The following is a 26,897-nucleotide window of genomic DNA, read 5'->3' as shown; positions in this document are numbered from 1 at the left end:
TACCGGGCGTTCTCTCGCAGCTTTTTGTTTTTGTTTTTCCCGCTGCGGTGTCACGGTTGTTTTTGTTGTCGTGCGCTAAATAGTTTGCAGACCGTGTGCCAGTTTTTGGAAATCTTTAATTAACAGGGGTTTACGATTTATTGGCTTGTACGTGTTACCCCGTATAGGTCGAAAGTGTTACTCAGATCACGTTCCGTTTGCGTGAAGTGTTACCGTGAGGAACAGGCGGGTAACAAGTGAGCTCAGGTTCACACTTTGGCGCTGGCCCGCCTTCGATTCTGCCCCACCCGGTCAGTTGCCGGAGGTCTTCTTGCGCGGGATGCCCAGGCGCTGACGGCGCTCCCACAGGGATTTCCGGCTGATGCCCAGCTTCTGGGCCAGCTCGGTTTCGCTCATGCGGTCCTGGTTCTCCAGCACGAAATGCTGGAAGTAATCTTCCAGGGACAGGTCGTTGGAGGCGTCCACGTCGGTGGCGCGGGTCTGTTCGTTGTTACCCTCGACCAGGGTCTCCGGAATGTGCTCGTCGCCCTCGAGTTCCAGATCGAGCAGGCCCGGGGTGATGACGTCGCCGTCGCAGAGGATGGTGGCCCGTTCGATGGCGTTTTCCAGTTCCCGCACGTTGCCTGGCCAGCGGTGGCGCTCCATGGCGCGCATGGCTTCCGGGCTCAGGTTCAGGTTGGCCTTGCCCATCTTCTCGCCCTGGCGGGCCAGGAAGCGCCGGGCCAGGCCGAGGATGTCGCTCTGGCGTTCGCGCAGCGGCGGGATGCGAATTTGCATCACGTTCAGGCGATAGTACAGATCCTCCCGGAATTCCCCGGTGCGGGTCATGGCCTTCAGATTACGGTGGGTCGCGGCAATCATCCGCACGTTCACGGTCCGGCTCTGGGTCGACCCCACTTTCCGGATCTCGTTCTCCTGCAGCACGCGCAGCAAGCGGGCCTGGGCTTCCGCCGGCAACTCGCCGATCTCGTCCAGGAACAGGCTGCCGCCGTCCGCGGCCTCGATCAGACCGGTGCGCGCCGACACCGCCCCGGTGAAGGCGCCTTTCTCGTGGCCGAACAGTTCGGATTCAATCAGGCTTTCGGGGATGGCGGCGCAGTTCACCGAAATCAGCGGCTTCGACGCCCGGGGGCTGAGCAGGTGCAGGGCGCGTGCGGCCAGTTCCTTACCGGTACCTGATTCGCCCTGGATCAGCACCGTGGTTTCGGTCGGCGCGACCTTGCGGATCAAGGTAAAGACCCGTTGCATGGGGTCGCACTGGCCGAACATGATGCTGGCCGGATCGCTGTCCTCGGGGCTGCGGGCCGGGCCGGCGGTGTCGGCGGACGGGCCGGCGGCGGAGCGCCTGCGGGCCAGGATTTTCTCCACCGCGGCCAGCATCTCGTCGTGGTCGAAGGGCTTGGCGATGTACTCGACCGCGCCCATCTTCATGGAGTCCACCGCCGAGCGCAGGCTGGCGTAACTGGTCATGATCAGTACCGGGGTGTTCGGCGCCCGGTTGATCAGTTCGGTGCCGGGCGCGCCCGGCAGCCGCAGGTCGGAGATGATCAGGTCGAACTGTTCCGGATCGCAACTGCGCTCGGCTTCTTCCACCGAGCCGGCGTCGGCTACCTCATACCCGGCGTGCTGCAGCAGCTTGCGCACCGCTGAGCGGATAATGTCTTCATCTTCTACGATCAGAATGCGGGGCATAGGGTGTTATGACCTTTCGTTCTGGCTGATGGCGGTGTAATCGGTGTCCGGTTCGTAGGCAGGCAGTCGCAGCCGTACACAGGTCCCAGTGCCTGTCTTGGCGTCGGCCGGGCTGTCCACCTGAATGTTGCCGTAGTGTTCCTCAACAATACTGTACACCAGTGACAGTCCAAGCCCGGTTCCCTGATTGGGCGCCTTGGTGGTGTAGAACGGCTCGAAAATATGATCGAGCTGATCCTGCGGAATCCCGGAGCCCTCATCGGTGACCTCGATGATAGCGGAGTAGCCGTCGCCGTTTCCACTGACCCGAATGCTGCCGCCCACCGGGGAGGCGTCGCGGGCGTTGGCCAGCAGGTTGATGAACACCTGGACCAGGCGCTGTTCGTCGCCCAGCACCCGCAGGTCCGGCGGGCAGTCGTTGACGAAGTGGATACCCTGGCCGCGGTCGCTCAGGGACAGCAGGTTGATGGACTCGTCCACGCAGCGGTGGACCACCACCGGTTCGTACCGGTTGGCCTGGGCGTGGTTGCCGGTGCGGGCAAAGTTCATCAGCGACTGCAGGATGGTGGAAATCCGGCGGGTCTGCTGCTGGATCTGGTCGGCGGTGTCCAGGATGTCCGGGTTGTCGGTTTCCAGTTTCAGGTTCTGGGCCAGGGACGAGATGCCGGTGACCGGATTGCCGATCTCGTGGGCCACGCCCGCGGCCAGCCGGCCGACCGAGGCCAGCCGTTCGCTGTGCATCAGCTCGTCTTCGAGCAGGCGGGTTTCGGTCTGGTCTTCCACCAGAATGATGCTGCCGCCCTCCGGGTGATCGGGGCCGCTGAGCGCCGCTTTGTGCAGGTTCAGCCAGTGGGGTTTGCCGCGCAGGTCCAGCCGGTGTTTGTAGCGGTGCAGCTCCTCACCCCGATTGAAATCGTCCAGCAGCAGGTGCCAGTGCTCCGGCAGGGCCAGCAGCCGGGCGCCGACCACGTCGTCGGCGGTGATGCCGGTCAGGCTCTCCATGGCGGTGTTCCACATCAGGATTTCGCCGTCCTCGCCCACCGAGCACGCCGGGATGGGCAAATTCTGCAGGGTCTGCCGGTAGTGCCGGCGCAGGTTGTCCAGCTCCCCCGCCAGACCGGTGAGCTGGTTCTGGTAGTCGCCCAGGGCCCGTTCCACGTAGCGGATGTCCTGGGCGGTGCCGCCCCGGGCCATGGGTTTGAAACCCAGATGTCGCTTGACCATATCTCGGGCCACGGACGGGCCGAGCAGGCCCGACAGGTTGATCTCGATCTGGTCCCGCAGCCGCCGCAGCTGATAGGGCCGGTACTCCACGTTGGGCAGTTTCAGTTGCGACAGGGCCCGGGCCACTTCCCGCTTGGCCACCCCGAAGCCCAGGGGCTCGGCCAGTTGCTTGGCGAACTCGGTGGAGGAGGTGGCCAGCAGTTCCCGCCGTTGCGGCCGGGACAGGGCGCCCATGGAGCAGGCCTGGGCGGCGCTGGTTTCCTCGCTGGTGCTGGTGCTCACCATGGAGATCAGGGCGAACACCGCCACGTTGGCGGTCAGGCTGATGAAGGTGAAGATGTGCCAGTTGCTGTAGTCCGGCACCAGCGGTGCCTCCAGCAGGCCGAGCAGATTGACGGTGTTGGAGAACGGCAGCACCAGGGTCACCACCCAGATCGCCAGTCCCGTGACCAGGCCGGCGATCAGGCCCCGGCGGTTGCCCTCGGGCCAGTAGATGACGCCCAGGGCGCCGGGCAGTAACTGCAGGGTACCGGACAGGGAAATGATGCCGAGAATCGACAGGTCCAGGTTTTTGCCCAGGGTCTCGTGGAACAGCAGGGCGGTAAAGATGATCACCGCGATGAGCAGGCGCTTGATCCACTGCAGCCAGCGGTAGATGTCGCCCTGTTCCCGCGGGGTCTTCAGGGGCAGCACCACGTGGTTGAGCACCATGCCGGCCAGGGCCAGGGTGCTGACGATCATCAGGCCGCTGGCGGCCGACAACCCGGCAATGTACATGAGCAGGGTCAGCCAGGGGTTGTCCAGGGCCTGCGCCGTGCCCAGGCTGAAGAAGCTGGGGCCGGTGGTCACTTCCAGCGCCTGGCCGCCCCAGAGAATCAGCGGTACCGGCAGGCCCAGCAACAGCAGGTACAGGGGCAGACCCCAGCTGGCCTTGGCCAGGGCCTTGGGCGACGGGTTCTCGCTGAAGGTCATGTGGTACATGTGCGGCAGCACCAGGGCGCCGGCAAAGGACATCAGCATCACCGCCCGCCAGCTGCCGTCGTCCACGCTCAGGGTCATGGTGGTCGCCGGCGAGCTGTTGCTCAGCAGCCAGGCGTCCAGGCCGTCCATGCCCCCGAACACACCGAACAGGATCACTCCGCCCAGCACCAGCAGCGCCACCAGCTTCACCAGGGAATCAAAGGCGATGGCCAGCACCAGGCCCTGGTGGTTTTCCGACGTCTGGTCCCGGCGGGCGCCGAAGAGCATGGCGAACAGCACCACGGTCAGGCTGAACATCACGCTGATCAGGTTGGGGGAGGTGTCCGGGGCCAGGATGCTGGCGGACGTGGTGACCGCCTGGATCTGCATGCTCAGCAGGGCCAGGATGGCGCCGCCGGAGCACAGGGTGACCAGGGTGCCGGCCCACTGGCTGCGATAGCGGTAGGCAAACAGGTCAGCCAGGGAGGTCAGCTGGTAGGCCCGGCCGATGCGCAGGATCGGGTTGAGCAGCACCGGCGCCAGCAGGAAGGCGCCACTGATGCCCAGGTAATAGGCCAGGAAGCCGTACCCGGTTTCGGCGGCAATCCCGACCGCGGCGTAGACCGCCCAGATGCCGGCGTACACACCCAGGCTGAGCGTGTACACCAAGGGATGGCGTACCCAGTAGCGGGGAATCAGGCCCCGTTCGGTCACCCAGGCAATGCCGAACAGGACGATCAGGTACAGCAGGCTGGCGACAAGCAGATTGGTGGCGCTAAAACTCATTGGGGGCTCGCCGCCATTCCAGCCAAAAGCCGATCGCAATCAGGCCCGCCCAGATGATGTAGGGGCTATACCAGGCATTGCCCGGTGAGGTCCACCAGTCGAGGATGTTGGGCGAAAATATGTAGATGGCCAGAACCAACAGGAAAACCAGACGGTAGATGTACATCAGGCAAGCGATCCGCGCTGAGGTTAATGACTGGCTTTATACCACGTGGGTTACCTGGCTGTCAGGTGCGCGGCCGCGCGGCGCCAGTGCCGGATGCCCCAGGCCAGGACCTGCTCCACCGACTCTCGGGTCAGCTCTGTCGGCGGCTCCTGCCCCAGCGCCGCCAGTGCCTGGACCAGGTTATCGCTGGGGCGGGTGTCGTCCAGCGCCGGAGCGTGGGTCTGCTTGCTGAGTTTCTGACCCTGATCGTTGAGGATGACCGGAATGTGCAGCCAGTGTGGCGGCGTCGCGCCCAGGGCGCGATAGACCTGCTGTTGTTGCGCGGTCATGTCCAGCAGGTCGGAGCCGCGCACCACGTGGGTGATGCCCTGGTCGATGTCGTCCACCACCACCGCCAACTGGTACGCGTAGAAGCCTTCCTTGCGCAGGATCACCGGATCGTCCAGCTCGGCGGCCACGGTCTGGACCTGCGGGCCCAGCAGCTGATCCTGCCAGTGACTGGTTTCGTCGGTCAGCGCGAACCGCACCGCGAAGGGTTGGTCGCCGGCGGCAATGTGTCCATCCCGGCATTGGTGCGGGTGGCGGCCATGGTGCTGCGCCAACTCCTTGCGCGAGCAGACACACCGGTAGGCGTGGCCGGTTTCCAGCAACCGGTCTATGGCGGCCTGATAGGCCTCGTGGCGGCGGGACTGAAAGCGCACGGCGTCGTCGGCCATCAGGCCGTGGGCGTCCAGACTGCGCAGGATCTGGCCGGTGGCCTCCGGGGGTTCCCGCAGGGGATCGAGGTCTTCAATACGCACCAGCCACTGGCCCTGATGGCATCGGGCTTCCAGGAAGCTGGCCAGGGCGGCAACAAGGGAACCAAAATGCAGGGGGCCGGTCGGCGAGGGGGCAAAGCGGCCGCGGTAGTCGGTGCTGGTCATGGCAGATCAGTCAGCCGGCTGGCATCAGCCGGCCGGCTGCTGTGGGCGAGGCCGGATCAGATGCCTGTCTGGCGTTCGCGGATTTCGGCGAGGGTCTTGCAGTCGATGCACAGGGTGGCGGTCGGCCGGGCTTCCAGGCGACGGATACCAATTTCAACACCACACTGATCGCAGAAACCGTAGTCGTCCTTGTCGATCCGATCGATGGTCTGGTCGATCTTCTTGATCAGCTTGCGCTCGCGATCGCGGGTACGCAGCTCCAGGCTGAACTCTTCTTCCTGGGTTGCGCGATCGCTGGGATCCGCGTAGTTTGCCGCGTCTTCCTGCATGTGGTGCATGGTGCGGTCCACTTCTTCCATCAGCTCCTGCTTCCACTGCAGCAGCAGATTCTTGAAGTGCTCGAGCATGTCCGCACTCATGTATTCTTCACCCTTCTTCATTTCGTAAGGGGTGAAGTTAGTAAAACGTTCGCGTGGTTGTTCTGCAGTGTTTGCCATTGAACCCGGCCTCTTGTTTGTACTTCACAAGAACGCTTTGCTTCCCTCCGCGTGAGCCCCCGTGGCTGTGCGGTTGTACCCTGGATGAAGCATTCGTCCTGAAACGGGAATTTGCGGAAAATAGCAGATAAGTCACGGGGGTGCCAGCCTTGTGATCACGACTTTGACGGAGAACCCATGAACTTTCCAGAACCTTTGGTGGAGGGCCGGCTGATTCGGCGCTACAAGCGCTTCCTCGCGGATGTGCGCCTGCCTGACGGGACCGAGGTCACCGCCCACTGTCCCAACACCGGCTCAATGCTCGGATGCCAGCCGGACGACGCCCGGGTCTGGCTCAGCCGCAGCAACAACCCCAAACGCAAGCTGCAGTACACCTGGGAGCTGGTCGAGGCCGTGCCCGGCCAGTTGGCCTGCATCAACACCGCCCGTCCCAATGGCCAGGCCCGCAGTGCCGTGGAAAGCGGCACGGTTGCGGAGCTTGCGGGGTATCCGTCGGTGCGCTCGGAAGTGAAGTACGGTGAGGAAAAGAGCCGGATCGATCTGTTGTTGAGCGGCCACGAGCAGCAGCCGGACGCCTGGGTCGAGGTCAAGAACGTGACCCTGGCCGAGGACGCCCAGGGTTTTTTTCCCGACGCGGTCACCACCCGGGGCCAGAAACACCTGCGGGAGCTGATGGCGCAAGTGGCCAGTGGCGATCGGGCAGTGCTGTTCTTCGTGGTCAATCACACCGGCATCGAAGCGGTACGCCCGGCCGACCACATCGACCCGACCTACGGCAAACTCCTGCGCGAAGCGGCTGACGCCGGTGTGGAAGTCATCGCCTACCGGGCGCATCTGTGTGGCGGGGATGGCGAGCCCAGCGGCGTCATGACCCTGACCGAATCGGTCCCGGTCATTCTGGAGCTCTGACCAGGACGGCGCCGCCCTCGACCCGAAGCTCCAGTTCGGTCAGCGCGTCACCCTGGCAGGGCCCGGTGACACACTCGCCAGTGTCCGGCTTGAACAGGGCGCCGTGGGTGGCGCACTGAATGAACAGGTTGTCGGCGTCCATGAATCGGCCAGGCATCCAGTTCAGCTCCACGCCCAGGTGCGGGCACTGGTTGAGGTAGGCCCGCAGCTTGCCGTCGTGCAGCAGCAGGAAACCGGTCAGCGGCATGGCGTGCGGGTCTGGCTTCAGGCGCTGGAGCCGGAACTCCAGGGCCTCGTCGGCCGTCAGTTGCGCTTTCCGGCACACCGTCTGCCACTCGCGGGGTTGTTCGACACTCATAGCGACACCTGGCAGTACCCGATCAGCGCGGCTCGATGCCGAAATGCTGGCGGATGCGATCGGCCACGGCCTCGGCCACGTGCTCCTGATCCGTCTGCAGATGGATAGTGTGGCTGCGCTCCTCCACCGTTAGCGGCTCGTACCAGCTCTGCTGCTGGTCCAGCAGGGCTTCGGTGGCTTCCGAGGCGTCGTTGCTGCGCTTGCGGATCCACGCCCGGCGCAGCTCTTCCGGCGCGTCGCAGTGCAGCAGGGCAAAGGGCACGCCCTGGTCCTCGGCCACGCCGGCGAACAGGCAGCGTTCCGCTTCCTTCAGACAGGCCGCGTCGACAATGACCGGCAAGCCCGCCGACAACAGGGCGCCGGCAACGTCCGCCAGGCGCTGATAGGTGCGTTCGTTGGCTTCCGGGGTGTACAGTTTGCCGCCCACCGTGGACTTGCTGTCGGCCAGGGGCGTGAGGCCATGCAAGCGCTTGCGCTCGACGTCGGAGCGCAGCCGGATCAGGCCCAGTTCACTGGCCATGGCGGCGCTCACACAGGACTTGCCGCTGGCGGACAGGCCGGTGGTGGCCAGCAGGTACGGCGTCGGGATGCTGCTGTAATCTTCCGCCAGCTGGGCGTAGGCCCGGTATCGCTGCATCAGCTCGGCTTTTTCCTGCTCGTTCAGGCTCGGGTTGCCCAGGGTGAAGAGTGCGATCTTGGCGCGCACCATGGCCCGGTACGCCTTGTACAGGGGCAGCAGCGGCAGGGCCTCAAAATCGCCCCGGTATTCCAGGTAGGTATTCAGCACCAGATTGGCCAAGCCGTGCTCGCCCCGGGATTCCAGGTCCATCAGCAGGAAGGCGAGGTCGTTGATGACATCGATCCAGCGGAAGGGTTCGTTGAATTCGATGCAGTCGAAGACCGTCACGTCGCCGTCGTACCGGGTGATGTTGGCCAGGTGCAGGTCACCATGGCACTCCCGCACCAGGCCGTTGGCCCGGCGCCGGGCCACCAGGTCGCGGTGGCGCTGGAAGGTGGTTTCGGTCCAGGCTTCCAGGTTGTCGAGCTGCGCCAGCAGGCCGGCGTCGTCAACCATCGGGCGGATCTGGTCAAAGTTTTCCTGCATGGCGGCAAAGACCGCCTCCGGGGTGCCCAGGGGCTTGTCGTCCGCCACTGGCGGCAACCGGTCGTGGAAGTCCGCCACCTGGCGGGCCAGGTCGGTGAGCAGTTCGGGCGCCAGCTCACCCTGCTCCTGCAGGCGATCGAACAGCTGGTCCTGGGGGAACTGGCGCATCTTGATCAGGTACTCGAACGCCTCACCCGCGCCGCCGATCTGCGGCGACTCCGGGTTGCCGGTGATGGGCAGCACGTCCAGATACAGGGGCTCGGCCAGGCGCCGGTTCAGGCGAACCTCTTCCTCGCAGAAGCGCTTGCGACGCTCCAGGGTGGAGAAGTCCAGAAAGCCGAAATCCATCGGCTTCTTGATCTTGTAGGCGTAGTCGCCGGTCAGGATGACCTGGGAAATGTGAGTCTCAATGACCTTGAATTCATCAACCGGGTGCTCGTACAGCGCCGGGTTCTGCAGTGCCCGAACCAGTGTATCTGGGGATGTCTCACTCACATTATGCTCCTCACGTTCCCTGAACCTCTTGTTTTTACGGCCCTATCATAGCCGTCAGATTACAGAAATAACACATACCCGACCTGCCGCTGTAGCGCTGGCCTTCGTTATAATCCGGCCATGAAAAAATCGAACTCCTCCTCCAAATCCAAGAGAAAATCGCCCCGCAAACCCAATCGACGGGCGCAGCGGCCCTGGTTCTGGCGTTTCCTGTTCCGTTTTGGCGCCATTGGCCTGGTGTTGCTGGCGGGCTGGACGGTCTACCTGGACGCGGTGATCACCTCCCGCTTTGAAGGCCGCCGGTTTGAAGTGCCGTCCCGTGTCTACGCCCGGCCCCTGGAACTGTACGACGGTGCCGGCATCAGCTCCGGTGCGCTCGAACGGGAGCTGCAGCTGGCCGGTTTCCGCAAGGGCGACGGCAGCCGGGCCGGCACGTACCGGCGCAGTGGCGGCCATTTTGTCATCAGCACCCGCGGTTTCCCGTTCCCCGATGGCGAGGAGCCACGGCGCCGGCTGGCGCTGAACATCTACGGCGACAAGGTGCAGGACTTCTCGGTCCTGAGCGGCGAGTCCTCGCCCATTGTCCGCCTGGAACCGGCGCAGATTGGCGGCATCTACCCGTCCCACAAGGAAGACCGCATCCTGGTGCAGCTGGAAGACGTGCCGGCGCTGTTGCCGACCACCCTGATGGCCGTTGAGGACCGCAACTTCTACGACCACTTTGGCATCGCGCCCCTGTCCATTGCCCGGGCCATGCTCGCCAACATCCAGGCGGGCCAGATCGTTCAGGGCGGCAGCACCCTGACCCAGCAGCTGGTCAAGAACTTCTTCCTGACCCGGGACCAGACCCTGCTGCGCAAGGGCAATGAGGCCCTGATGTCGATCCTGCTGGAACTGCATTACGAAAAGGGCGACATCCTCGAGACCTACCTCAACGAGGTGTACCTGGGGCAGGCCGGCACCCGCAGCATCAATGGCTTTGGTCTGGCCAGCCAGTTCTATTTCGGTGAGTCCCTGAAGGACCTGCAGGTGCACCAGATTGCCCTGCTGGTGGCCATGGTGAAGGGCCCCAGCTACTACAACCCGCGCCGGCATCCGGATCGGGCCACCGAACGCCGGAACCTGGTGATCTCGGAAATGGAGGAAGCGGGCCTGATCGACTCGGTGCGCGCCGCCAACGCCCGGGGCATGCCGCTTGGGGTGAGCGTCAAGCCGTCCTATTCCGAGAACCGGTACCCGGCCTACATCGACCTGGTACGCCGGCACCTGTCCCGGGACTACCGGGAGGAAGACCTGCGCAGTGAGGGGCTGCGCATTTTCACCACCCTGAATCCGGCCATCCAGTACGCCGCGGAGTTTGCGGTGTCCGACACCCTGGGCCGGCTGGCCAGCGGCGAAACCCGCAAGGCCCTGGAGGCGGCCCTGGTGGTGACCGCCAAGGACAGCGGCGAGGTATTGGCGCTGGTCGGCGGCCGCGACCCCCAGTACGCCGGCTTCAACCGGGCGGTGGACGCCAACCGGCCGATCGGCTCGCTGATCAAGCCGTTCATCTACCTGTCGGCCCTCGAGCAGCCCGACCGCTACACCCTGGTCACCCCGGTGCTGGACAAGTCGTTCACCCTGGAATTCGACGATGGCCGACGCTGGCAGCCCAAGAACTATGACGAGGAGGAACGTGGCGAGGTCCCGCTGCACAAGGCTCTGTCCAATTCCTACAACCTGCCGGCGGTGCGGGTTGGTCTGGACGTGGGCGTCGGCGTGGTGAAAGAGACCCTGCAGGAGTTCGGGGTGTCTTCCAGCATCTCCGAGTACCCGTCCATGCTGCTCGGGTCGGTGTCCATGAGCCCGGTCACCGTGGCGCAGATGTACCAGGGCCTGGCCACCTCCGGCTTCAACACGCCCCTGCGCACCATCCGCGAGGTGACTGACGCCGGTGGCGAGGCCCTCTCCCGCTACAGCCTGGAAGTGGACCAGGTGGCGGACCCGGCGGCGGTGCATCTGGTGCAATACGCCATGCAGGAGACCATGCGCGAGGGCACCGGCCGTTCCGCCTACTACTCGGTGCCGGAGAAGCTGACCCTGGCCGGCAAGACCGGCACCACCGATGACGGCCGGGACTCCTGGTTCGCCGGTTTCAGCGGCGACCTGCTGGCGGTGGCCTGGGTCGGCCGCGACGACAATGGCCCGACCACCCTGACCGGCGCCAGCGGCGCCCTGCCGGTGTGGTCCCGATTCATGGCGCAGGTGCCCCAGCACAGCTTTTCGCCGGTGGTGCCGGACGGCGTCCAGTACCGCTGGGTCAACAGCGAGCGGCAGGCCCTGACCCAGGAACACTGTGATCAGGCCCGCTTGGTGCCACTGATTTCCGGCAGCGAACCCACTCAGACCGTGTCCTGTTCTGGTAACCTGCAGCGTCGGGTCCAAGGTTGGTTTAAAGGATTGTTCGAATGAAAACGCGATCGTTGATCTGCGCCGGTACCGTATCGGCGCTTCTCACCCTGGCCGGTTGTGCCTCGCAGCCGGGTGAATCCATCTACGTGCCTGCCGGTGGCACGCCCAAGGCGCCGGAGCCGCCGCGCACCAGTACCGGGCAGGAGCAGGAACAGCCCCGGGTCTGGCGCAAAAGCGAGCAGCCCCAGGTATCGGAACCTGCGGAGCCAAGCCCGCGCAGCAGTTCACCCAGCTACCAGGACGCCGGCGAGCGCCTGTCGCCCGCCGCCATGAGCCTGGTCCGTGAGGCTGAGAGCCTGCTGGCCCAGGGCAATGCCTCGGCCGCCATCGCCCGTCTGGAGCGGGCCCAGCGCATTGCGCCGCGTTCGGCGGAAGTGTACTTCAAGCTGTCGGAGGCCTACGTGGCCAGTAACCAGTTGGGGACGGCGGAGCAGTTCACCCTCAAGGGGCTGTCGCTGGCCGGGAGCGACACTCGCATGCAACGGGCTGGCTGGTTGCTGCTGGCGGACATTCGTCGGGCCCGGGGCAATGTCGCCGGCGCGGATCAGGCGGAGGCCAGGGCTGCCAACCTCTGAATTTTGAAAGTGCCGATAACAAAAAAACCCCGCTTGAAAGCGGGGTTTTTTGTTTCTATCCGAAGACTGGTTTTATTGGGTCAGCGGAATAGTCTGGGCCTGGGTAGTTTCTCCGGCCGTGACTGTTACGTTTTGGTTGCCAAAGAATTCGATGTTGTCATCTTGGCCGTTATCGTCCTGCTGACAGCTGTAGCTGACGGTGTACTGCTCACCTGCGGGCAGGAAACCAGCGGTGTATTTGTACAGACTGCTTTCGTTGTCGAGAGATACCGGGATAACCAGCAGCGGGTTGCCATTCTCGTTATTCACGTTCAGGTCGCTCGGCTCAACATCGGCACCGGCAAAGATGTAAGCGGAGCCTTCGTAGTCGCAGGCATTGCTGGAGTTGATAGTTGCGTAGTCCACCAGGCCGGTGATGCTACCAACCTCAAGGTTGTTGACCAGACGCATGCTTGGTTTGAGCAGGTAGTCCGCCAGGGAACCGCCCTGAGGGTCGACAATGGACTTGTGCACGTCAAAGTCGACGGTGAAATCGGTGCTGGTGTCCGCCGCAACGACAAACTCGCCTTTGAGTTTCAGGCCGCTCTGCTCGCCAGAAGGTACGGCGAGGGTGTAGGTGCTGTCACCACTGGATTCGAGTTTCACGAAGGAGTTGTCAGTATCGACGATCAGCCGGAGTTCAGTGTAGGTCCCGGCCGGTACTTCCTCGTCGGTGATGAGCGGAGCGCTGATGCCACCCTGAAGCTCGAGCAGGTTCTGGCTGGCGAAGCCTTCTAGGGGGAAGCTGATCCAGTCACCGTCGGCCGGCTTCAGCCGGAGTTCGGTGAAGGCGACGGTAACGTTGCTGAAGTCTGTGGCCGGAGCGTCTGTGACGCCAAATGACACAGTGCCAGTCTCGCCGGAACTGCTGCCACCCCCTCCACACGCCGCAATACCCGCCGCCAGAGCCGAAACACCCAGGAATTTGATTGACCGATGCATAAACACCTCCTCAGTCCGTCCAAAGAAATTGATCGGCAAAAAATGAGTGCCGATTCTTCTTTTTACTTTAGCGACACATCTGAGGAATCGGTAGGACTGTTAAGCAAACGTAACAGTGCGGTCAGGTTGAGCGCCGGGTCGGAGGACGACCCGGCGGTATGGGGGATCAGAGACCGGCGTTCTTCAGGCGGTTGGCGTGTTGCTTGAACACCGCCTTGGGGTCGGTTTCGAACAGGCTGTGCAGGCCCAGGGCCTGATTCACTTCGTCCAGGTGGTTCATGAAGTAGTTGTCCCGGATCACCTTGCCGAAGTGGTTGCTGCAGCGCCCGACCAGGCCGTCGTTCTGGCTGAAGCCGAACGCCAGGCTGGTGGTGCCGAGCAGGGCGTCGGACGGGTCAAGCACGTTGGTCAGTACCCCGGTGCCGCCCCAGGAGTAGAAACGGACGCCGTTGGCGGCATGGGCGCCTTCGCCGCAGGCGGTGGTCGGGATGCCGGCCGGGGCAAAGTTGTTGAACTCGTTGCTGCCCTGGGTGGTCAGGGACCAGAGGCTGGAACGGAGATCCTGGTTGTAGCCGCCGCCGGACAGCAGATCGATCAGGCCACCCAGGGCGTTGCCCAGGGACGCGGCCAGGCTCTCGGCGGGTGAGCCGTAAATCAGGTCGGCAACCGGCGAGCCTTTATGGGGCGAGCCCACCGAGGTGACCGACGCCACCAGGTCTGGCCGTACCCGGGCAATGTACCGGGCGGTCGGGCCGCCATGGCTGTGGCCCACCAGATTCACCTTGCCGTAGACAGCGGCGATGGCCTGTACCTGCGGCAGCAGCGCTTCGCCCCGGGCGATGGTGCTGTCCAGCGCGGGCACCTGGGTGGTGTAGACATCGGCGCCGTAGCGTCGGAGGTCCTCGGCCACGCCGTACCAGTAGTCAACGCCGGCGATGGAATCGAACCCGAACATGCCATGGACCAGAACGATCGGATAGCGGGTATCGGTGTAGTTGGAAGGGGTGGAGTTCCACCACCAGGCGGCGGCGGGGGCTGACGAGGCAAAAGCGCAGGTCAGGGCCAGGGCTTTGATCCAGAGTTTCATTGTCGTTCCTACAGTTTGATCTTGTGTTTGTTATTCAAACTGCGGCTCAACCTAACGGGTTGCTCCAGAAACTGCTTGTGCAGTCGCATTGGTCGATACCGGCGCAATGCGGGCGTCCCTGCGCTGACTTCTGTGTTGTGGTTGTTAGATTGGTGCCGTCAGAGCATCTCCTGCGAGATGCGGTCATAATTTGACCGAATTCGGGCGCAAGTCAATGTCCGGCAGGGGCATTCGGGCGGGTTTGGCGTCGGGATGTGACGCCGGTCACGGGTCTGGCCCTTCCTGACCGCCGGGGACAGGTCAGGGAGGGCCAATGCGCGGGGGCGGTTACAGGGTGGCCATGACCTTGTGCGCAGCCGCCACGGTGTGGTCGATGTCGGCCTGGCTCAGCGCCGCGGTGGTGAAGCCGGCCTCAAAGGCGGACGGCGCCAGGTAGACCCCTTCCTTGAGCATGCCCTGGAAGAACTTCTTGAAGCGCTCAACGTCACACCCCATCACCTGGTCGAACCGGGTGACCGAGGGTTCCTCGGTGAAGAAAAAACCGAACATGGCGCCGGCGCTCTGCACGGTGAGTGGGATGCCCGCGGCATCGGCGGCCGCCTTGAAACCATCGCGCACGGCGTTGGTCTTCTCGGTCAGCCGGTCATGGAAGCCGGGTTCGGAGATGGCGTTTAGGGTGGTCAGGCCCGCGCACATGGCGAGCGGGTTACCACTCAGGGTGCCGGCCTGGTACACCGGGCCCAGGGGCGAGATGTGCTCCATGATCTCACGCTTGCCGCCGAAGGCGCCGACCGGCAGGCCGCCGCCAATCACCTTGCCCAGCGCGGTCAGGTCGGGGGTGACGCCGTAGTGTCCCTGGGCGCCACCCAGGGACACCCGGAAACCGGTCATGACCTCGTCGAAGATCAGCACCGTGCCGTGCTCGTCACACACCTCGCGCAGACCTTCCAGGAAGCCGGGTACCGGCGGAATGCAGTTCATGTTGCCGGCCACCGGCTCAACGATGATGGCGGCAATCTCGTCGCCCATCTTGGCGAAGGTCTCGCGCACGCTGTCGATGTCGTTGAAGTTCAGGGTCAGCGTGTGTTCGGCCAGGCTGGCGGGAATGCCCGGGGAGTTGGGCACGCCCAAGGTCAGTGCACCGGAGCCGGCCTTGACCAGCAGGGAGTCCACGTGGCCATGGTAGCAGCCTTCGAATTTCACGATCTTGTCGCGGCCGGTGTAGCCCCGGGCGAGTCGGATGGTGCTCATGGTGGCCTCGGTGCCGGAGTTCACCATCCGCACCAGGTCAATGGAGGGTACCAGTTCGCAGACCTTGCGGGCCATGTCGGTTTCGATGGAGGTAGGCGCGCCATAGCCAATACCCAGGTCGATCTGGGCATGCAGGGCCTGTTTGATGCGCGGGTCCGAGTGGCCGAGGATCATGGGGCCCCAGGAGCCGATGAAGTCGATGTAGCGACGGTCGTCCTCGTCGAACAGGTAGGCGCCTTCGGCGTGCTTGAAGAACACCGGCGTGCCGCCAACCCCGCGGAACGCCCGGACCGGAGAGTTGACCCCGCCGGGAATGTATTTCTGGGCTTCTTCAAACAGGGTTTGGGAATGGTTCATGAGTCTGCGGTCCTGTTAACTGGAAAGTGAAAAAAGTGGATGGTGCCGCTCGAACAGGCGGGCAAACGCCTGGGCGCGCTGTTCAATCTCGGCCGGGCTGCCACCGAAAAGTCCGCCCACCACGGCCAGCAGGTCGGCGCCGGCGCGAATCAGGGGCTCGCCATTGTCGACGGTAATGCCGCCGATGGCGGTGATCGGGCGCTGGAACTGCTTGGCCTGGGTCAGTACTTCCGGGCTGGCCGCCGGCGCGCCCGGTTTGGTGCCGGAGGTGTAGAACCGGCCAAAGGCCAGGTAGTCGGCACCGGCATCCCGGGCCGCCCGGGCCAGGTCCAGCTCGGCGTGACAGGTGATGCCAATGATCGCCTGTTCGCCCAGCCGCTGCCGCGCGTCCGTGGCCGTGCTGTCGCTCTGCCCCAGGTGCACCCCGTCGGCGCCGATCCGTATCGCCAGGTCAACATCGTCATTGATCAGCAGGGGCACGCCGGCCTCGCGGCAAATGCCCAGGAGCGCCGACGCCTGGCGCAGGCGCTCGGCCATGGGGGCCGACTTTTCGCGGTATTGTACCAAAACCGCGCCGCCACGCAGTGCGGCTTCTACCGAGGCAATCAGTGATTCCGGCGGTGTCAGCTTGCTGTCGGTGATGGCGTAGAGGCCAGGCCGGAGGGTGTGCATCAGTGCTCCCACGGAATGCCACGATCCGGCACGGGTTGGCCCTTACCCACGTCCAGGGCGTGCAGGATGGCCCGGTTCACGAAGTTCTGGGCCTGGGAAATGGCCGCCCGCTGGGACAGACCGCCGGCGCGGCCGGCGGCAATGGCGGCCGCCAGGGTGCACCCGGTGCCGTGGTACTCACCGCCAACCCGCTCGATTTCCCAGGTCAGGGGCTTGGGGGCGTGATTGAACAGGGTGTTGATGATGTGCTCGCCGGTGCCGTGGCCGCCGGTGGCCAGGACCGATTTGCAGCCGCCCTCCAGCAGGCGTCGGGCAGCTTCTTCCGGGTTCGGGGAATCACCCAGCATGGTCAGTTCGATGCCGTTCGGGGTGATCATCTCGGCCAGGGGAAACAGGCGTTGCTTCATGGCCTCAATCAGTTCTTCATCGGCCAGGTCACCACCGCCGGCGGCCTTGATCACCGGGTCGGTGATCACCGGGATGCCCGGCTGCTGACCGAGGAAATCGACCAGCACATCGACGATGGCAGCGTTGCCCAGTGCACCGGTTTTGATGGCGTGGATCGGCGCATCGGCCGCCACGCACGCCAGTTGCCGGCGCACCAGCTCGGCATCGACCGGCTCGGCGCCATAGACGTTGGTGGTGTCCTGCACGGTCAGGCAGGTCAGCACAGGCAGGGGATGGCAGCCCAGGGCGGTCACTGCCTGAATGTCGGCCTGAATGCCGGCGCCGCCGGACGGGTCCAGACCGGAGAGAATCAGTACCTGGGGTCGGGTGTAACGTTTGATGGCTTGGACTCCTTAAAAGGGTTTAACCACGGCGAGGATCACCACCGCCAACAGGATGAACACCGGCAGTTCGTTGAACCAGCGGTAAAACACATGGCTGCGGGTGTTCTGGTCGTCCCGGAAGACCTTCACCAGGTGCCCGCAATAGAAATGATAAACGATCAGCAGGGCGATCAGCAGCAGCTTGGCGTGGAGCCAGCCCTGGCTGGCGTAAACGGCCGGGTTGTAGCTGATCAGCCAGAACCCGAAGATCAGGGTCAGCACCATGGAGGGGGTGGTGATGCCCCGGTACAGTTTGCGCTCCATGATCTTGAAACGCTCGCGGCCGGGCTCGTCCTCACAGGCAGCGTGATAGACGAACAGCCGCGGCAGATAGAAGATGCCGGCGAACCAGCACACCATGGCAATTATGTGGAAGGCCTTGACCCACAGCATCCGTTAACTCCGTCGGTATTGGTAATAGCTTTCGATGTCCGATTTCAGCACCACGCCGTAGACTCGCTGAATCATCGGGGCGACATGGCGTTGTACGTACAAGGCCTCTGCATTGGTTGAGTCGAACTGGTCCAGGGCCTCCTCCAGGGTGGCCTGGTACTGAATCGGCGCCACGTCCCGGCGGTTGGCCGGTATGTTCATGAGGTCCACGGCGTCGGCCGGCTCGTCCTTTTCCGACGCCTGCTCATCCATATCTTCCAGATAGCGGGCCAGGTCCACGGCGGGCAGCAGCGCGGTCGGCCCGTTGCTGCCCTCGACCACCAGCCACTTGGGCTCGGACTTGAGTACTTTGCGGGCGTCCTCGACCGACAGGTGCCTCTCGGTGCGCAGGATGCTGCGATCCATGATCGCACCCACCGAGACCCGTCGCAGGGCCTGGATCACCGGCGAATTCTGGTAACTCAGGCCCTGGCTCTTGAGCATGGTCAGGAACAGGGATTTCTTGCCGAAGGCCTCGCTGGTTACCAGGCTAGAGGTGGTGATGATCAGCATGCCCGGTAGGATGATGTGCGGGTTGCGGGTCAGTTCCATCAGCGCCATCAGGGCCGCCAGGGGCGCCTGCAGCACCGCGCCCATCATGGCTCCCATGCCAAGCATGGCGTAGAAACCGATGGAGGACGCCTGTTCGGGAATCAGCTGGGCGCCAATCAGGCCCATGGCACCGCCCAGGGTGGCGCCCATGAACAGGGTCGGGCCGATCACACCGCTGGGCATGCCCAGGCCAATGGTCAGCGAGGTGATCAGCAGCTTCGAGACCCCCACCCCGAGCAACAGCCAGAAGCCCAGTTGGCCGTTGATGGTTTCGTTCACCGTGTCGTAGCCGATGCCCATGGTTTCCGGAATGGCCAGGGCGAAGGGCACCATCAGCAGGCCGGCGATGGCGATGCGCAGCAGCACCGGGCGGTGCAGGTGGCGACCCATGTTCTCCACCAGGTGGATGAACACGGCCGCCGCCACGCCGATGATGATGGCAATGACCAGGATCCAGGGGATCTCCAGCAGCGAGTTCATGGTCAGGGCGGGTACATTGAACGCCGGTTCCGAACCGTACACGGCCTGGGTCACGATGGCGGCGCTTACGGCGGCCAGAATGATCGGGGTGAAGCCGGCAATGGTGTACTCCATCATCACCACTTCCATGGCGAAGATGACCCCGGAGATGGGAGTGTTGAAGGACGCGGAGATGGCCGCGGCGCAGCCGCAGGCCACCAGGGTGCGGATGCTGTTGTTGGGCAGGCGCATCCATTGGCCCATCAGGCTGGAGAAGGTGGCGCCCAGATGCACAGCCGGGCCCTCACGGCCGGCGGATTGGCCGCTCACCACGGTGCCCACGCCACAGACAAACTGGACCACGGCACTGCGGAAGGAGATGTAGCCCTGGTGGTAGTTCAGGCGTTCCATGACATGAACGATGCCAACCTTGCGGTCCTGGGTCGCCAGCCGGTGCAGCATCAAGCCCAGCATCAGGGCCCCGGCCAGTGGCAACAGACCGCGGGTCAGCAGGTCCAGCTCCTCAAAGGATTCGGAGCCGTCACCCGGCAGGAAATACTCCAGTGGCCATTCGATGGCCAGCCGGAAAATCAGGATCACGCCACCGGTGATCAGGCCGGAGAGGAGCCCCAGAACCGCCAGTTGGGGTAAGGCGTCAACACCGGATAACCTACGCCGAAACATAGGAAAAAACTGCTCGGTGATCTGATGCCAGAGTTTCTTCATGAACGCTGGGATTCCGCTTACGGCCTGATGTGATGGGGTGTTTTGGACTTCATTGTAACGGTCGCTTGGGAAGCTGCAATAAGTCCTTGGTTTATCATGGTAGACTACGGCGTCAATCGTTCATCCCCGATACGACGTCGCTGAAGACGCTGGAGAGAAAGGTGATAAAAGTAGGCATCGTTGGAGGCACCGGCTACACCGGTGTCGAACTGCTGAGAATTCTTGCGGTTCACCCGGAAGTGACCGTCAGCTGCATTACCTCCCGTTCGGAGGCCGGTATGCCGGTGGCCGACATGTACCCGAATCTGCGGGGGCATTTTGATCTGGCGTTTTCCGAGCCGGACGCCGATATCCTGAAGGCGTGCGACCTGGTGTTCTTTGCCACGCCGCATGGTGTTGCCATGCGCATGGTGCCGGAATTGATGGCGGCGGGTGTCCGGGTGGTGGACCTGTCGGCGGATTTCCGCCTGAAGGATCTGGACACCTGGGCGCAGTGGTACGGCATGGCCCACGAAACACCGGAATGGGCCGAAAAAGCCGTGTACGGCTTGCCGGAGGTGGCTCGCGCCGCCATCGCCGAGGCCCAACTGGTGGCCAACCCCGGGTGCTATCCGACTGCGGTGCAGCTGGGCTTCCTGCCGCTGCTGGAGAACGGGCTGGTGAACCCGGCGCGGCTGATTGCCGACGCCAAATCCGGCGCCAGCGGTGCCGGCCGGCAGGGCAAGATTGGCATGCTGCACGGTGAGGTGGGCGAGAGCTTCAAGGCCTACGGCGCCTCCGGACACCGGCACCTGCCGGAAATCCGCCAGGGACTGACTGGCGCCGCGGGCGCTGACGTGGGCGTGACCTTCGTGCCGCACCTGATCCCGATGATCCGGGGCATCGAGGCCACGCTTTACGCCGAGCTCAAGGATCCGGCGGATTTCGACCGGCTGCAGGCCCTGTTCGAGGAGCGCTTCCGGGACGAGCCATTCGTCGATGTCATGCCCTTCGGCAGCCACCCGGAGACCCGCAGCGTGCGCGGTGCCAACCAGTGCCGGATGGCGCTGCATCGCCAGGAGCAGAGCTCCATCGTGATCGTATCCTCGGTCATCGATAACCTGGTGAAGGGTGCCGCCGGCCAGGCGGTGCAGAACATGAACATCATGTTCGGCTTCGATGAAACCCTCGGGCTCCAGGCCCCCGCGCTGCTGCCCTGAGGAACGTTCGTGAGCAGCGAGCGCAAGTCGAGCGAAGAGTATGTGGTGATCCGCCACCGGCCGGGCTATCGGCTCAGGCGGACCGCCATTCTGCTGGTGTTTTCGGTGGTGGCGGCGGTGATTGGTTACACCACCGGCATGGCCCAGGGTGGGTTCCGGTTCTCCAGTGTCGAAGCCTCGAAAGAGGTGCTGGAGGAGGAAGTGGCCAAGCTGCGGGAGGAGTACACCGAGGCCCGGCAGCGGGTCATCAACCTGGACCGCGGGCGGGCCATTGACCAGCAGGCGCTCAAGCAGGCCCGCACCACCATTGTCGAACTGGAAACCCGGATTGCGTCACTGAAATCCGACCTCACGTTCTATAAAAACATCATGGCCCCCTCGGAAACCAGCAAGGGGCTTCAGGTTGACAGCTTTACCCTGGATCGGGACCGTCAACCGGACGCCTACGATTTCAAACTGGTGCTGACTCAGGTGGGCAATAACAAAAGCTATATCTCAGGCGTGGTGGCAGTGAATGTCATCGGCCTGCGCGACGAAGAAAAAGAAGTCATCGCCTTACGCGACCTGTCCGAGGATATTGACGATCTGGGCGTGAAGTTCCGCTTCCGCTATTTCCAGGATGTGGAAGGACTGCTGGTGCTGCCAGAGGGGTTCGAGCCCCTGGAGATCCAGGTGGTGGCCCAGGCCGAAGGGCGCAAATCCTCACAGGCTGAACGAACATTTGAATGGGATGACTTAACGGAGAACTAATATGCTTGGCAAGAAAAAGCAGAAACCGCGCCGCCCCACCGGCCATTTCGATACCCTGATTTCCTCGCGCACCCGGATCAAAGGCGACGTCCAGTTTTCCGGCGGGCTGCACGTGGATGGACACGTCAATGGCAAGGTGCTGGCCGAGGAGGGCAGCGATGCCGTGCTTCGGATTTCTGAAATTGGCGAGGTCTCTGGCGACATCGTGGCGCCGCACGTGGTGATCAACGGCACCGTTCATGGTGACGTCTACGCCTCGGCTCACCTGGAGCTGGCGGAGAAAGCCTCGATCCATGGCAACGTCTATTACAACCTGATCGAGATGGCGATGGGCGCCACCGTGAACGGCAACCTTGTGAACCAGCGCGAGCCGGTCGGCCTGCTGCCCCGGGACAAGGACGCCGGCACCCAGGCCAGCGCCGAACCGGCCGCCGAAGTTGAGGCCGCCATCGACGATGGTGGAAAGTCCGAATAGTTGATTGTTTTAGTCAGGAATACCATAATTTGCGGTAGTTTTTTGCAGGCAAACCGGAGGCGAACTTGAGTGTCGTTCAGCAACAAATGGCGGCGCCGCTGTTCTTCAGCGACAGTGCCGTTGCCAAGGTACGCGAGCTGATTGAGGAAGAAGAAAACCCCAATCTCAAGCTGCGCGTGTTCGTGACCGGCGGTGGCTGCTCCGGGTTTCAGTACGGTTTCTCGTTCGACGACAGTCAGGATGAGGAAGACACCGTGGTTGAGCGTGACGGCGTGAGTCTGCTGGTGGATCCCATGAGCTACCAGTACCTGGTCGGCGCCACCATTGAATATCAGGAAGGCCTGCAGGGTTCCCAGTTTGTGGTACAGAACCCGAATGCCAGTTCCACCTGCGGTTGCGGCAGCTCGTTCTCGATCTGACCCAGCCGCCGACTGGTCACAACCAGACCAGATACAGAAAAGGAGAGCCAGTGGCTCTCCTTTTTTTGTGGCTGGGTTGCAGACCCGGCACCGGGTCAGGCCTGGTGGATAGCTCCCAGGATGCGCGGCCCGCGCGCGCCAGTCACCTCGGCCAGGTTACCCGGCTGGCTGGCCAGGGTCTGGTGGGCCAGCCAGGCAAAGGCGACCGGTTCCACCCACTGTGGATCCAGCCCCAGTTCCGTGGTGATCGCCAGGGGAGAGGGCGCCAGGGCCTGTTCCAGTTCGCGCATCAGCACCGGATTTCGGGTGCCGCCGCCACAGGCATACACCTTCATGGCCGGCACCTGCGGCAGCTGTCGAACGATGCTGGCCACCGTCAATTGCAGCAGGGTGCGTTGCACATCCTCCGCAGGCAGTTCCGGGTGCCGCTGGACCAGGGTTTTTACCCAGCCTAGATTGAACCGTTCCTTGCCGGTGCTCTTCGGCGCCGGGCGGGCGAAGTAGGCGTCCGACAGCATGTCGTTCAGCAGATCTTGATCAACCTTGCCCTCTTCCGCCCAATGGCCGTCGGTGTCGTAGGGCAGGCCGGTCTGATGCAGGCACCAGGCGTCCATCAGGGCGTTGGCCGGGCCGGTGTCGAAGCCGGTGACCGGCTCGGCCGGGTTGCCTGGCACCCAGGTGATGTTGGCAATGCCGCCCAGGTTGAGGATGCACCGGTCTTCGTCGTCCGAGCTGAAAAACGCTTTGTGGAACGCCGGTACCAGCGGTGCGCCCTGACCGCCTGCGGCCATGTCCCGGCGCCGAAAATCAGCCACGGTGGTGATGCCGGTCTTCTCCGCAATCACTGACGGGTTGCCGATCTGCATGGAAAACGGAGCGAAACCGGAAGGCCGGTGCCGGATGGTCTGGCCGTGGCTGCCAATGGCTCGGATGGCGCTCTTGGGGACGCCCGTTGCCTCAATCACCTGGCAGGCGGCTTCGGCAAAGAGCGTGCCGGTGAGGGTGTCCAATTCGCCGACTTCGTCCGGGGTGCCCTGATTCTGGCTCACGGCCAGCAGACGATGACGGAAGTCGTCGGGGTAGTTGAGGGTCTGTGACCCATGAATGTGGACGGCCTGGCCGTCAAACGACACCAGCACGGCGTCTATGCCGTCCATGCTGGTGCCGGACATCAGCCCGATCCAGGCATCCATGAATTATTCTTCCGAAGCGAGTGCGAGTTGCTGGAAATTCTCTCGGTAAACGTCGAACTGCGCCATGCGCTGTTCGGTGTAGCGCTTGAAACGCGCCATTTCCGAACTCGGCACCGGTTTGGCGTCCGGCAGTTTGACGGTGCGGGAATTACGCGGTGTGCCGTTGACCCGGAACTCGTAATGCAGGTGCGGACCGGTCACCATGCCGGACGAGCCGACGTAGCCGATGGTCTCGCCCTGTTTCACCCGGGTACCATTCTTGATGCCTTTGCCCAGCCGGCTCATATGGGCGTACAGCGTGGTGATGTTGTCGCCGTGCTGGAGAATAACGGTGCGACCATAGCCGCCCTTCCAGCCCGCGAACCGGACCCGACCGCTGCCGGCGGCCTTGATCGGCGTGCCGGTGGGCGCGCCATAGTCGGTGCCTTCGTGGGGGCGAACCACGTCCAGTACCGGATGGCGGCGCTGCAGGTTAAACGGTGACGACACCCGGGCGTTGATCGGGGTGCGCAGAAACGCCTTGCGCATGCTCTTGCCGTCCGGGGTGTAGTAGTCGCTGTCGCCGTTGCTGTCGGTATAGAGCAGGGCAATGTTGTCGTCGCCGCGATTGACGAAGCGCGCGGACAGGATCCGGCCGGTGTCGAACTTCTCGCCGTCCAGGTACAACTCTTCGTACACCACCTCGAACTGATCACCCTTGCGGACGTCGTAGACGAAGTCGATGGCCCAGCCGAAGATGCCTGCCAGTTCCATGGTCAGCCGGTCGTTCAGGCCGGCTTCACGGGCGGCATAGTAGAGGGAGCCGTCGATGGTGCCGGAAGCGAAGGCCGGGCGAGCTTCTGGCTCGCGAACCACGGTTTCACCCGTGAAGCCCTCGTCGGTCTTTTCAATCTTGAGCGATTCCAGCAGGCTGCGCTGCAGCTCGATCGCCGCCAGTTCGCCGGCTGCACCGGTGGCGAAGCGGATGGTTTCACCGGCGTACAGACGCTGGAGTTTGTCAGCCTCGCCGTCGCCGTGAATCACCGACAGCATGATGCCGTCGTTGAAGCCCGCGTCCTTAAAGAGGGAAGACAAGGTGTCCCCGGACTTGATCTCAAAGGTCTGCCAATCGAGTTCGGGTGCAGCCGGCGCGGCCGGTTCTTCAATCTTTGCCTGTTGCGGCGCGGCCGGGGCCGCGGGCTCGGCATCCGGTGTGGCTTGGGGGGCTGACTGAGGCTGGGCCGAGGCCGCCTTGGCGGGCTGGCCATTGTCCGAAACCGTGCCCTGTTCCAGGTCGAGCGCGTAGGACATGCGCTTGGCTTCGACGTCGGCACTCGGGCTCATCAAAATGGCGGCGGTCACTACAACGGTTGCAGCGGCGGCAATGGTTAGGTGTGTCTTGGGGAACATCTTCAGCACGTATCGCACCCGTTTTAATCGGTATTCCGGTAGGTTGAACTACCTAATTAAAGCTGTTGTTCAAGTATAGACAAACAGATTACCGTATAAAAAGCATGCGGGACAGCGTGGAACATTACGGTTACTGCTCCATCCTCCGGATTTCTGCAGGCGGCATTGTTATAATACGTCGCCCTGCGCGGCCACAGCTGCTCAAAAACTGTGCGATTGTACTGTAGCAGGAGTGCAGGTAACTCACAGATTTCTTTTGTTGAAGTCTGTAACTGTCAGAATCCATCAAGATTTAAACTGGGGACGTGTTGTTCATGGCATCTATTGATGAGGCGTTGGCCGTAATCAAGCGCGGCGTAGACGAGTTGATCCCGGAAGAAGGGCTGGTTGAAAAGCTGAAAGAAGGGCGGCCCCTGCGCATCAAGGCCGGCTTCGATCCGACCGCGCCGGATCTGCACCTCGGTCATACGGTGCTCATCAATAAGTTGCGTCAGTTCCAGGACCTGGGGCACGAGGTCATTTTCCTGATCGGGGATTTCACTGGCATGATCGGTGACCCGACCGGCAAGAGTGCGACCCGTCCGCCCCTGACCGAAGAGCAGGTCGCCCAGAACGCCATTACCTATAAAGAGCAGGTCTTCAAGATACTGGATCAGGAGAAGACCCGTGTCGTGTTCAATTCCGAGTGGATGAACAAGATGGGCGCGGCCGACATGATCAAACTGGCGGGTCAGTACACCGTGGCCCGTATGCTGGAGCGGGACGATTTCACCAAGCGCTACCGCGCGGAGCAGGCCATCGCCATTCACGAATTCCTGTACCCGCTGGTGCAGGGCTACGACTCGGTAGCACTGGAAGCGGACGTCGAGCTGGGTGGGACCGACCAGAAGTTCAATCTGCTGATGGGGCGGATTCTGCAGAAGCACTACGGTCAGACCCCGCAAGCGGTTCTGACCATGCCGATCCTCGAAGGGTTGGACGGGGTTCAGAAGATGTCCAAGTCCCTGGGGAACTATGTAGGGGTCAGCGACTCGCCGGGTGAGATGTACACCAAGCTGCTGTCCATGCCGGACGATCTGCTGTGGCGTTACTTCGAGTTGTTGAGCTTCCGCCCGTTGGCGGAGGTCGCTGAATTCCGTAAGGCGGTGGAAGGCGGTGCTAACCCGCAGGACTACAAGAAGCTGCTGGCGGAGGAGATCATTGCCCGCTTCCATGATGAGGAGGCGGCGAAAACCGCGCACAAGTCGGCGGGCAATCGGGTGGCCTTGGGTGATATTCCCGATAATGTGCCTGTGGTGGAGGTATCCCTGGAGGGGCAGGGCGAAATGCCGATGGCTTCGGTGCTGCGTCTGGCGGGTCTGGTAAAGAACGGTGCTGCGGCCCGGGATGTGCTCGGGCGCGGAGCGGTCTTCGTGGATGGCGAGAAGTTCGAGGGCGATCGTCGCTTTGTCGAGGGTGATGAGTGTGTGGTCCAGGCGGGTAAGAAGAAGATTGCCCGGGTTGTGATCACTGCCTGATCGATTTTCGGCGATTTTGAACTTTTTTCAGAATCGCCGTTGACACCTCCGGGCAGGTCTGTAGAATGCGCATCTCTTTCGAGGGGAGCGCCACTGAGGCGGCTCCGGAATCGAAAGGCAACCGTTTGAAAGTATTGAAGAAATTGAGTTTCAAAATTCTTCAGAAAGCGGTTGACAAGGTAGCGATTCGCTGTAGAATGCGCGCCTCGAAACAAGCAGTAAGCCGGTTTGATTTTCGGCGGTTTTCGGAAGCGGAAACGAGTTGAAAAGAAACGGTTGACAAGGCGGCGAAGCGATGTAGAATACGCGGCCTTGATTGAGCAACGGCTCAAACGCTCTTTAAAAAGTTAACCAAGTAATTCGTGTGGGCGCTGGCCGAGGTATTTCGGACACGAAATATCAGGACAGTGACTCGTCGAAATTGAGTTTTGTCTTGAGCAAGAATTGCGATTTTCGGATCGCTATAT

At 63.0% G+C, this 26,897-nt stretch carries 25 protein-coding genes; 9 read left to right on the top strand and 16 right to left on the bottom strand.

Going from position 1 to position 26,897, the window contains the following annotated elements; all coding sequences use genetic code 11:
• Nucleotides 1-291: 291 nt before the first annotated feature.
• From U5822_RS03415 to dksA, 5 genes are read right to left on the bottom strand one after another with little or no spacing between them, the layout of a single operon-like run.
• Nucleotides 292-1,692: a sigma-54-dependent transcriptional regulator gene (locus U5822_RS03415; RefSeq protein WP_322854227.1), complete on the bottom strand. Its 1,401-nt coding sequence runs from the start codon at nt 1,690-1,692 to the stop codon at nt 292-294.
• Between the two features lie 6 nt (nt 1,693-1,698).
• Nucleotides 1,699-4,662, bottom strand: coding sequence for an ATP-binding protein (locus U5822_RS03410; RefSeq protein ID WP_322854226.1), 2,964 nt, complete (start codon nt 4,660-4,662; stop codon nt 1,699-1,701).
• The gene (locus U5822_RS03405; protein WP_322854224.1) at nt 4,652-4,828 is read right to left on the bottom strand and encodes a hypothetical protein; all 177 of its coding nucleotides are present in this window, start codon (nt 4,826-4,828) and stop codon (nt 4,652-4,654) included. The genes U5822_RS03410 and U5822_RS03405 overlap by 11 nt, the downstream gene beginning before the upstream one ends.
• 50 nt (nt 4,829-4,878) lie before the next feature.
• Nucleotides 4,879-5,751: a tRNA glutamyl-Q(34) synthetase GluQRS gene (gluQRS, locus tag U5822_RS03400; RefSeq protein ID WP_322854223.1), complete on the bottom strand. Its 873-nt coding sequence runs from the start codon at nt 5,749-5,751 to the stop codon at nt 4,879-4,881.
• A 56-nt stretch (nt 5,752-5,807) separates the two neighbouring features.
• Entirely contained in the window at nt 5,808-6,248 is a 441-nt protein-coding gene (dksA, locus tag U5822_RS03395; RefSeq protein ID WP_127330320.1) for an RNA polymerase-binding protein DksA, read from the bottom strand.
• Between the two features lie 177 nt (nt 6,249-6,425).
• Between dksA and sfsA the strand changes: the two genes are divergently transcribed.
• Nucleotides 6,426-7,157: a DNA/RNA nuclease SfsA gene (gene sfsA / locus U5822_RS03390; RefSeq protein WP_322854222.1), complete on the top strand. Its 732-nt coding sequence runs from the start codon at nt 6,426-6,428 to the stop codon at nt 7,155-7,157.
• Here sfsA and U5822_RS03385 read toward each other — a convergent pair.
• Together U5822_RS03385 and U5822_RS03380 are read right to left on the bottom strand one after the other, a co-directional pair.
• Entirely contained in the window at nt 7,141-7,515 is a 375-nt protein-coding gene (locus tag U5822_RS03385; RefSeq protein ID WP_322854221.1) for a Rieske (2Fe-2S) protein, read from the bottom strand. The genes sfsA and U5822_RS03385 overlap by 17 nt on opposite strands.
• A 22-nt stretch (nt 7,516-7,537) precedes the next feature.
• Nucleotides 7,538-9,115, bottom strand: coding sequence for a bifunctional aminoglycoside phosphotransferase/ATP-binding protein (locus U5822_RS03380; protein ID WP_322854220.1), 1,578 nt, complete (start codon nt 9,113-9,115; stop codon nt 7,538-7,540).
• A 120-nt stretch (nt 9,116-9,235) separates the two neighbouring features.
• Here U5822_RS03380 and mrcB point away from each other — a divergent pair, with 120 nt between their 5' ends.
• Nucleotides 9,236-11,566, top strand: a complete 2,331-nt coding sequence (gene mrcB, locus U5822_RS03375; protein ID WP_322854219.1) for a penicillin-binding protein 1B — start codon at nt 9,236-9,238, stop codon at nt 11,564-11,566.
• A complete protein-coding gene (locus U5822_RS03370) occupies nt 11,563-12,141 on the top strand; it encodes a tetratricopeptide repeat protein (RefSeq protein WP_322854218.1) in 579 nt (192 codons plus the stop codon). Before mrcB ends, U5822_RS03370 begins: the two co-directional genes overlap by 4 nt.
• A 72-nt stretch (nt 12,142-12,213) precedes the next feature.
• Here the strand turns inward: U5822_RS03370 and U5822_RS03365 are convergent, their stop codons facing one another.
• From U5822_RS03365 to U5822_RS03335, 7 genes are all read right to left on the bottom strand, one after another.
• Nucleotides 12,214-13,122, bottom strand: a complete 909-nt coding sequence (locus U5822_RS03365) for a DUF4382 domain-containing protein (RefSeq protein ID WP_322854217.1) — start codon at nt 13,120-13,122, stop codon at nt 12,214-12,216.
• Nucleotides 13,123-13,288: 166 nt separating this feature from the next.
• Nucleotides 13,289-14,209 (bottom strand): lipase family alpha/beta hydrolase, encoded by a 921-nt coding sequence (locus U5822_RS03360; protein WP_322854216.1) that lies wholly within the window; start codon nt 14,207-14,209, stop codon nt 13,289-13,291.
• Between the two features lie 327 nt (nt 14,210-14,536).
• Nucleotides 14,537-15,817, bottom strand: coding sequence for a glutamate-1-semialdehyde 2,1-aminomutase (hemL, locus tag U5822_RS03355; RefSeq protein ID WP_322854215.1), 1,281 nt, complete (start codon nt 15,815-15,817; stop codon nt 14,537-14,539).
• Between the two features lie 15 nt (nt 15,818-15,832).
• Nucleotides 15,833-16,489, bottom strand: coding sequence for a thiamine phosphate synthase (gene thiE, locus U5822_RS03350; RefSeq protein WP_322854214.1), 657 nt, complete (start codon nt 16,487-16,489; stop codon nt 15,833-15,835).
• On the bottom strand, nt 16,489-17,247 hold the full coding sequence (gene thiD / locus U5822_RS03345; protein ID WP_322856874.1) for a bifunctional hydroxymethylpyrimidine kinase/phosphomethylpyrimidine kinase: 759 nt from the start codon (nt 17,245-17,247) through the stop codon (nt 16,489-16,491). The genes thiE and thiD overlap by 1 nt, the downstream gene beginning before the upstream one ends.
• A gap of 42 nt (nt 17,248-17,289) precedes the next feature.
• Nucleotides 17,290-17,712 carry a protoporphyrinogen oxidase HemJ gene (gene hemJ, locus U5822_RS03340; protein WP_322854213.1) on the bottom strand — a complete coding sequence of 141 codons (423 nt, stop codon included), beginning with the start codon at nt 17,710-17,712 and terminating at the stop codon, nt 17,290-17,292.
• A 3-nt stretch (nt 17,713-17,715) separates the two neighbouring features.
• Entirely contained in the window at nt 17,716-19,488 is a 1,773-nt protein-coding gene (locus U5822_RS03335) for a chloride channel protein (protein WP_322854212.1), read from the bottom strand.
• A 161-nt stretch (nt 19,489-19,649) separates the two neighbouring features.
• Here U5822_RS03335 and argC point away from each other — a divergent pair, with 161 nt between their 5' ends.
• From argC to erpA, 4 genes are all read left to right on the top strand, one after another.
• Nucleotides 19,650-20,687, top strand: a complete 1,038-nt coding sequence (argC, locus tag U5822_RS03330; protein WP_322854211.1) for an N-acetyl-gamma-glutamyl-phosphate reductase — start codon at nt 19,650-19,652, stop codon at nt 20,685-20,687.
• A gap of 9 nt (nt 20,688-20,696) precedes the next feature.
• A complete protein-coding gene (locus tag U5822_RS03325; protein WP_322854210.1) occupies nt 20,697-21,437 on the top strand; it encodes a DUF6776 family protein in 741 nt (246 codons plus the stop codon).
• 1 nt (nt 21,438) lies between these two features.
• A complete protein-coding gene (locus U5822_RS03320) occupies nt 21,439-21,912 on the top strand; it encodes a bactofilin family protein (RefSeq protein ID WP_322854209.1) in 474 nt (157 codons plus the stop codon).
• 86 nt (nt 21,913-21,998) lie between these two features.
• On the top strand, nt 21,999-22,331 hold the full coding sequence (gene erpA / locus U5822_RS03315; RefSeq protein ID WP_322856873.1) for an iron-sulfur cluster insertion protein ErpA: 333 nt from the start codon (nt 21,999-22,001) through the stop codon (nt 22,329-22,331).
• Nucleotides 22,332-22,426: 95 nt separating this feature from the next.
• Here the strand turns inward: erpA and U5822_RS03310 are convergent, their stop codons facing one another.
• Together U5822_RS03310 and U5822_RS03305 are read right to left on the bottom strand one after the other, a co-directional pair.
• Nucleotides 22,427-23,524, bottom strand: a complete 1,098-nt coding sequence (locus U5822_RS03310; RefSeq protein WP_322854208.1) for an anhydro-N-acetylmuramic acid kinase — start codon at nt 23,522-23,524, stop codon at nt 22,427-22,429.
• Nucleotides 23,525-23,527: 3 nt separating this feature from the next.
• On the bottom strand, nt 23,528-24,922 hold the full coding sequence (locus tag U5822_RS03305) for a peptidoglycan DD-metalloendopeptidase family protein (protein ID WP_322854207.1): 1,395 nt from the start codon (nt 24,920-24,922) through the stop codon (nt 23,528-23,530).
• A 305-nt stretch (nt 24,923-25,227) separates the two neighbouring features.
• Here U5822_RS03305 and tyrS point away from each other — a divergent pair, with 305 nt between their 5' ends.
• Both tyrS and U5822_RS03295 read left to right on the top strand, forming a co-directional pair.
• Nucleotides 25,228-26,430, top strand: coding sequence for a tyrosine--tRNA ligase (gene tyrS, locus U5822_RS03300; RefSeq protein WP_322854206.1), 1,203 nt, complete (start codon nt 25,228-25,230; stop codon nt 26,428-26,430).
• Nucleotides 26,431-26,495: 65 nt separating this feature from the next.
• A complete protein-coding gene (locus U5822_RS03295; RefSeq protein WP_322854205.1) occupies nt 26,496-26,696 on the top strand; it encodes a hypothetical protein in 201 nt (66 codons plus the stop codon).
• The last annotated feature ends 201 nt before the right edge of the window (nt 26,697-26,897 follow it).

Source organism: Marinobacter qingdaonensis (assembly GCF_034555935.1).
GTDB lineage: Bacteria > Pseudomonadota > Gammaproteobacteria > Pseudomonadales > Oleiphilaceae > Marinobacter > Marinobacter qingdaonensis.
This window is presented reverse-complemented; position numbering and strand designations above follow the sequence as displayed.